Annotated in this window: 6 protein-coding genes and 1 pseudogene; 4 read left to right on the top strand and 3 right to left on the bottom strand. The window is 71.0% G+C overall.

Translation table 11 applies throughout. The features are described from left to right. On the bottom strand, nt 1-295 hold a 295-nt coding region (locus B073_RS48095), incomplete at its 3' end, for a hypothetical protein (protein ID WP_234025153.1). 62 nt (nt 296-357) lie between these two features. Here B073_RS48095 and B073_RS0124395 point away from each other — a divergent pair. After that, nucleotides 358-762: a hypothetical protein gene (locus B073_RS0124395; RefSeq protein WP_018540704.1), complete on the top strand. Its 405-nt coding sequence runs from the start codon at nt 358-360 to the stop codon at nt 760-762. A gap of 110 nt (nt 763-872) precedes the next feature. On the opposite strand, the gene B073_RS0124390 is transcribed toward B073_RS0124395, so the two are convergent. Continuing rightward, nucleotides 873-1,538, bottom strand: coding sequence for a TetR/AcrR family transcriptional regulator (locus tag B073_RS0124390; RefSeq protein ID WP_018540703.1), 666 nt, complete (start codon nt 1,536-1,538; stop codon nt 873-875). A gap of 82 nt (nt 1,539-1,620) precedes the next feature. Here B073_RS0124390 and B073_RS0124385 point away from each other — a divergent pair, with 82 nt between their 5' ends. Beyond that, on the top strand, nt 1,621-3,261 hold the full coding sequence (locus B073_RS0124385) for an FAD-dependent monooxygenase (RefSeq protein WP_018540702.1): 1,641 nt from the start codon (nt 1,621-1,623) through the stop codon (nt 3,259-3,261). A 105-nt stretch (nt 3,262-3,366) separates the two neighbouring features. Here B073_RS0124385 and B073_RS0124380 read toward each other — a convergent pair whose 3' ends face one another. After that, entirely contained in the window at nt 3,367-4,182 is an 816-nt protein-coding gene (locus B073_RS0124380) for an isocitrate lyase/PEP mutase family protein (protein ID WP_026247687.1), read from the bottom strand. On the opposite strand from B073_RS0124380, the pseudogene B073_RS49090 reads away from it, so the two are divergent. Together B073_RS49090 and B073_RS0124375 are read left to right on the top strand one after the other, a co-directional pair. Beyond that, nucleotides 4,135-4,581 (top strand): annotated as a pseudogene (locus B073_RS49090) (GXWXG domain-containing protein); the annotation flags it as partial. The gene B073_RS0124380 and the pseudogene B073_RS49090 sit on opposite strands and share 48 nt — an antisense overlap. A gap of 103 nt (nt 4,582-4,684) precedes the next feature. Beyond that, a complete protein-coding gene (locus B073_RS0124375) occupies nt 4,685-5,788 on the top strand; it encodes an NAD(P)-dependent alcohol dehydrogenase (protein ID WP_018540700.1) in 1,104 nt (367 codons plus the stop codon). Nucleotides 5,789-6,000: the final 212 nt, after the last annotated feature.

Raw genomic sequence — 6,000 nt, 5'->3', positions numbered from 1 at the left:
CCTCGCCCTCAGCAACTCCCTGGGCTTCGGCGGCCACTCCACAGTCCTCGCCTTCCGCCCGGGCACCTGAGCCCTCACCCACTCCAGGAGTCCCCGTCAAGACAAAACCCACCAAGACATCACTGCTATTCCCCCAACAACTAGTAATCTTCGGGGCGGCAAAGAACATGTCGACCAAAACATCCGTCGATCCGGGGGAACTGCGCGCTGCGGCCCATGCAGAGGACTCGATATCCGACGACATGACGGGCAGCTGCGGCAAGGCGATCAGCGCCACCAAGGACGCTGCAACCACCCTCAAAGGCTGGTCCCTGTCGCGAGCTCTGGAAGCCACCGCCACATCATGGAAGCCGTCCCTTGCAGGAATGCGTTCCCGGGCCGCAACTACCGCGACACCCGCCCAAAGATCGTGAAAGTCCCCAGGAGGGCGAGAGCCGACAGGACCGCTTCGACCTGTTCACCAAGCTGGAGAACTACCAGACGGAGATCAACGGGTGTCAGCAGCGGGCACAGACCGCCAGTGCCGAGGCGGCCCGCGCCCTGGGAGTCCTCAGCGGCGCCACCCTCGAACGCACCCTGCACGCCCGGCAGCGCGATCTCTTCCACACCGCCCTGGAACAGGCCGGCCCGGCCGCCGCCGACGGCTGGCGCGCCGTCCTCACCCCGCTCGCCGGCACCGACTGGTCGACGTTCACCGCGGGCGGTCGCCGCCCGTCGACGAACGGCCGGGGAGGACGGCAACGACGACGCGGGGGGGAATAGGAGGGGCAAAAACGACGCCCAGCCCTGTCGTCGCCGCCCCTCCCGACGGCTCACCCCGGCCGGCCCTCCGACGGCGACCTCCCGGCCAAGTCCCGGCGCACTCCCTGCAGTCAGGCGGACCGATGCGAGCCGCTCCCCGCCAGACACTCGATCAGTTTGGCGAGCTGCCCGGCATAGTGCTCGACCACTTCGGCCGAGCTTCCGTCGGCGCCGAACAGGCCGCGGGCCAGCTGGGGGTAGACCGCCAGCGCGTTGGCCGCGCTCATCTGGATGAGCAGCAGCGCGGCCGGGTCGAACCGGTCGTCGAGCTCGCCGGCCAGCTGCCGCCCGCGGATCGCCGCCACCTCCTGTTGCAACCGGGCGTCGCGTTCGGCTGCGCCCTCGTCATCCTCTCCCGTGTCGGCCAGCCCCTCCCAGGCAAGCAAGCGCCCACCGAGCCGGGGATCGACGCTGGCCCGTACGTAGCGCATGATCATCTCGGCGTAACCCATGTCGTCGGGCATCGCCTCGGCCTCATAGGCCCGCCACCGCCGGCCGATCTCCCGGTACAACCCCTCCTTGCCGTCGAAGTAGTACGAGATCAGCTGCTGGTTCACACCGGCGCGCGCGGCGATCTCGGACACCCGGGCGCCGGCGAAACCCTTGGCGGAGAACACCTCGGTCGCCGCGTCGACGATCAGCGCCTTGGTGCGCTCGGGGTCCCGCTGCCGCTCGTGCGCGGCCGGCGCCCGACGCGTCGTCCGCCGGGTGCTGGCGTCGCTCTTCTTGCTGGTCATGGCCAGGATTCTGCCATCCGACCGGCTAACTTAATCAACTATCCGTTTGACAAGTTCATTCATGCAGTTGATTCTGTCGCCCATGAATCGCCAGAAGACTCAGGTACTGATCGTCGGAGGCGCCCTCACGGGGCTGAGCGCCGCCGTCTTCCTCGCCCACAAAGGCATCCGGGTCATCGTGGTGGAGCGCCACCCCGACCTGCTCTCGCACCCCAGGCTGCGCGGCATCACCCCGCGGACCGTCGAGGTCCTCCGTCAGGTCGGGCTCGGTCCGTCGATCCGGCAGGAGAGCTTCAGCGGCGAGGACGGCGTCTTCGTACCGCTGCGTGCCAACACGCTCGCCGATGACTACGAAACGGTGGAAGAGGCCGGCCAGGCGGAGTTCATCGACCCCCGTACCTACAGCTCGTCGACCTACGCCGGCATCGACCAGGATCGTCTCGAACGCCTCCTGCACGACCGCGCCCGCCAACTCGGCGCCGAAATACGCCACTTCACCGAGGCGGTCTCCCTCGACCAGGACGAGGACGGCGTCACGGTGACCGTCCGGGACCGCGCGAGCGGCAACGAGGAAGCGCTTCGCGCGGACTATCTCATCGCCGCCGACGGGTCGAAGAGCCGGATCCGCAACTGGCTGGGAATCGACACCGACGGGCCGGGGGTGCTCTTCAACACCATCAGCGCACTCGCCCACGCGGACCTCTCGGCCGCCGTACGCGGCCGCCCGATCGGTATCGCCTACCTGCAGAAGCCGCGCCCGTTCAGCTCGATGATGCCGCACGACGGCTCGGGCACGCGCTGGCTGTTCGGCACCGGATACGACCCACGGCACGAGTCGCTGGCGGACTTCACGACCGAGCGGGTGGCGGAGATGGTCCGGGAGGCATCCGGGCTGGACGAGGTCGAGGTGTCGCTGAAGCCGCAGATCCCCGGCACCGACCTCACCGTGCTCGGCTTTCCCATCGGCGCCCAGGTCGCACGGTCGTACCGTTCGGGCCGGGTCTTCCTGGCCGGGGACGCGGCGCGCATCCAGCCGCCCACCGGCGGCTTCGGCGGAAGCACCGGCATCCAGGACGCCCACAACCTTGCCTGGAAACTCGCCGCCGTCCTCACAGGGCGGGCCGGCCCGGGACTGCTCGACACCTACGACGCCGAGCGGCGCCCCTACGGCCGGCTCGCCATGCAGCAGGCGTTCGCGCGCTTCGGCGACCGGATGGCCGACGGTGCCCAGGTGGAACTGCTCGACTACTCAGCGGTGACGATGGGCTTCCGGTACGCCTCGGCGGCAGTGCCTGGCAACCACGAGACCGACCCGATCCCCGCCGTCGAGCTGTGCGCGCAACCAGGCACCCGGGCGCCGCACCGCCCGACTGCGGACGGCGGTTCCACCCTCGACCTGTACGGCGAGACCTTCGTCCTGCTGACCGGCCGAGAAGGCCAGGCATGGGTCAAGGCCGCGCAGGACCTGGGCACCACGATGGGCGTCGAAGTCCAGTCATACGTCCTCGGCACGGACCTCCGTGTCGAGGACGGCGAGAACGCGCACGGCATCGGCCCGGACGGCGCGGTCCTCGTCCGCCCGGACGGCTTCGTCGCCTGGCGCAGCCACTCCGCCCCGATGCACCCAACTGACACCACGGACACGGCGGACGCCGCAGACCCCACGGGCGCAACCACGACCCTCGCCGAGATCCTCCGCTCCATCCTGGCCAGGCAGAGCTGAAGCCGTCGGCGTCGTCATGCCGGACGTCATGCCCGCCGTCGGCGCCGGCCCCCAGGAGGATCGACGCCGACGGCCCCAACCGTGCCCTGCCCGCGAGCAGGGCGGTCAGCGCGGTGCGAACAACGCGTTGAGCTCCGGGAAGGCGATGCCCTCGGCGAGGGACTCATAGCCGCCGGTGCCGTACAGCTCCTGTGCGGCACGGCGGGCGGCGGCGTACGCGGCCTGGGCCACGCCCGAGCCGAGGCTGACGCGTGCCACGCCGAGGCCGCCCAGCGCGGCGACGTCCGGCGCGCCGGGACCGGCCATGACGTTCAGTGGTACGGGGATGTCCGACACCAGGGCCTCGATGGTGGCCGCGTCGGCGACGCCCGGGACGAAGATGCCATCGGCGCCGGCCGCCACGTAGGAGCGCGCCCGCTCCAGGGTGTCCGTCAGCCGCGTGGCGGGGTCGCCCAGGCCGAACAGGTAGGTGTCGATACGGGCGTTGAGGAAGAGTTCCCCGCCCGCCTTCCCCAGCGCGGCGCGCGCCGCCGTCAGCCGGTCCCGGAGCTCGGCCGGGGGCCGGGTGCCGTCCTCGATGTTGATGCCGGCCGCGCCGGCCTCCAGCACGCCGACGACGGTCGCGGCGACCTCGGCCGCGTTCTGCCCGTAGCCGCCCTCGATGTCGGCGGTGACCGGCACGGCCACGGCGTCGGCGATCCGGGCGATCAGGTCCAGCGCCCGGTCGCGGGCGAGCGCGTCGCCGTCGGGAGAGCCGAGCGCCCAGGCGACACCGGCGCTGGTGGTGGCGATCGCGGGCGCCCCCGCGGCCTCGATGACACGGGCGCTGGCGACGTCCCAGGCATTGGCGAGGGCGAGGGGCCGGGCGGAGGCGTGCAGGGAGCGGAAGAGGCGGACCCGCTCCGCCTGTGTCGTGGTCATACGGCCATCCAACCAGCGGCCGCCGACGGCCGTCTGGCGGAAATCCGACATGACCACCGCTCCTCGACCACCGCCCGTCGACCACTGCCCCTCGACCGCCGGTCGACCATTCTCCTCCGCCGACCTTGCCCTCGCCCCCTCCTTCCGACGTGTCACACCCACGAGTTGAGTAGTGTCAAGGCACACCGCACACCGCACACCGCATCCGCACACGGCACACCCGCTCAGGAAGGAATCCGCACGGACGTCGAGCAGGCCCGGGAACGCATCGCCGAGATCCGCGCAGCCGGCGGCAAGGTGTCCACCGACGAACTGGACGCGCTGTGGGGAGCGTTGCCGCCGGTGCGGCCCGAGGAGATCCTCGGTGCCTGGCGCGGCGGCGCGTTCGTCACCGGCCACCGGATCGAAAGCCTGCGGCCCACCACCACAACGCCACCGCAACGCCGCCCCACAGTCGCTCCCTCCCCGACCCCGACCACCCCACAGAAAGCCGAAGCAACTGATGCGCATCCAGGCAGCCGTCGTGGAAGCCCCCGGAGGGCCCTTCACCCTCCGCGACGACCTCGTCATCGAGGCGCCCCGGTCCGACGAGATCCTGGTCAGGATCGCGGCAGCCGGTATCTGCCACACCGACCTCAGCACCCGGCAGAAGTGGCCACAGCAGCTCAGTCCGATGGTCTTCGGCCACGAGGGCGCCGGCATCGTGGAGGCGGTGGGCGACGAGGTCACCTCCGTACGGCCGGGTGACAGCGTGTGCCTGAGCTATCGCAGTTGCACCGACTGCCGCCAGTGCACCACGGGCCACCCCGCCTATTGCGACACAGGCATCTTCGCCCTCAACGCCAGTGGGACCCGGCCGGACGGCACCACCCCGCTGTCCCAGGCTGGTGACGGGAGCCCGGTCTACGGCAGCTTCTTCGGCCAGTCATCCTTCGCCAGCCACGCCCTCGCGCACACCAGCAACGTCGTCAAGGTGCCCGCCGACCTCCCGCCGACGATCGCCGCACCGCTCGGTTGCGGAGTGCAGACGGGGGCCGGCACGATCCTCAACGTGCTCCGCCCGCCACGCGGTTCGTCGGTGGCGGTCTTCGGCACGGGCAGCGTCGGGCTCGTCTCCGTCATGACCGCGGTCACCGAGGGCTGCCGCGTCATCGCCGTCGACCCGCTCGCGGCCCGGCGCGCCAAGGCCCTCGCGTTCGGCGCGGAGGCAGCCGTCGATCCCGCGGCCGTCGAGGACGTCGCGCGGGCGGTCCGCGACCACGCCGACGGCGGGCCCGCTTTCGCCATCGACACCACCGGTCAGCCGACCGTGATCTCCCAGGCCGTCGCCGCGCTGGCGCAGCGCGGCACCCTGGCCCTGGTCGGCGTCGGCGGCCGCGCCGAATTCGACATCATGACCGTACTGACCAAGGGCATCCGGATCCGCGGCGTCATCGAGGGCGACGCGGCACCCGCCGGCTTCATCCCGCAACTCATCGCCCGCTACCGCCAGGGCGTCCTCCCCCTCGACGAGATCATCACCGAGTTCCCGTTCCACGAAATCGAGGACGCCGCCCGGGCAGCATCCACCGGCGAGATCATCAAGCCCGTCCTCCGCTTCAACTGACCCTGCCGCCCTGCCCGCCCGGCGCCGGGACGCCGAAGCTGCGCCGGGGGCAGGGCCGCGCATGCCGGAATCCTGCGCCAGATGCAGCGAAATCCATCATTCCCCCTGGCGGCCGACGAATATTGCCCTCGACTTCGCTCGTCGGCTTCACTCGTGCCGCAGGGATTACCACCCGAGGAATTCCGCTCCGCCGGGCCCCTCCCTGCTCGGGA

This window comes from Streptomyces sp. MspMP-M5, assembly GCF_000373585.1.
In the GTDB taxonomy this organism is placed as follows: domain Bacteria; phylum Actinomycetota; class Actinomycetes; order Streptomycetales; family Streptomycetaceae; genus Streptomyces.
The sequence above is the reverse complement of the archived record's forward strand: the minus strand, read 5'-3'. Positions and strand labels throughout refer to the sequence as shown.

Bases quoted from the DNA above. Each gene is read 5' to 3' on its own strand.
- B073_RS0124390 (WP_018540703.1), bottom strand. From the start codon at position 1,538: ATGACCAGCAAGAAGAGCGACGCCAGCACCCGGCGGACGACGCGTCGG.
- B073_RS0124385 (WP_018540702.1), top strand. From the start codon at position 1,621: ATGAATCGCCAGAAGACTCAGGTACTGATCGTCGGAGGCGCCCTCACG.
- B073_RS0124380 (WP_026247687.1), bottom strand. From the start codon at position 4,182: ATGACCACGACACAGGCGGAGCGGGTCCGCCTCTTCCGCTCCCTGCAC.
- B073_RS0124375 (WP_018540700.1), top strand. From the start codon at position 4,685: ATGCGCATCCAGGCAGCCGTCGTGGAAGCCCCCGGAGGGCCCTTCACC.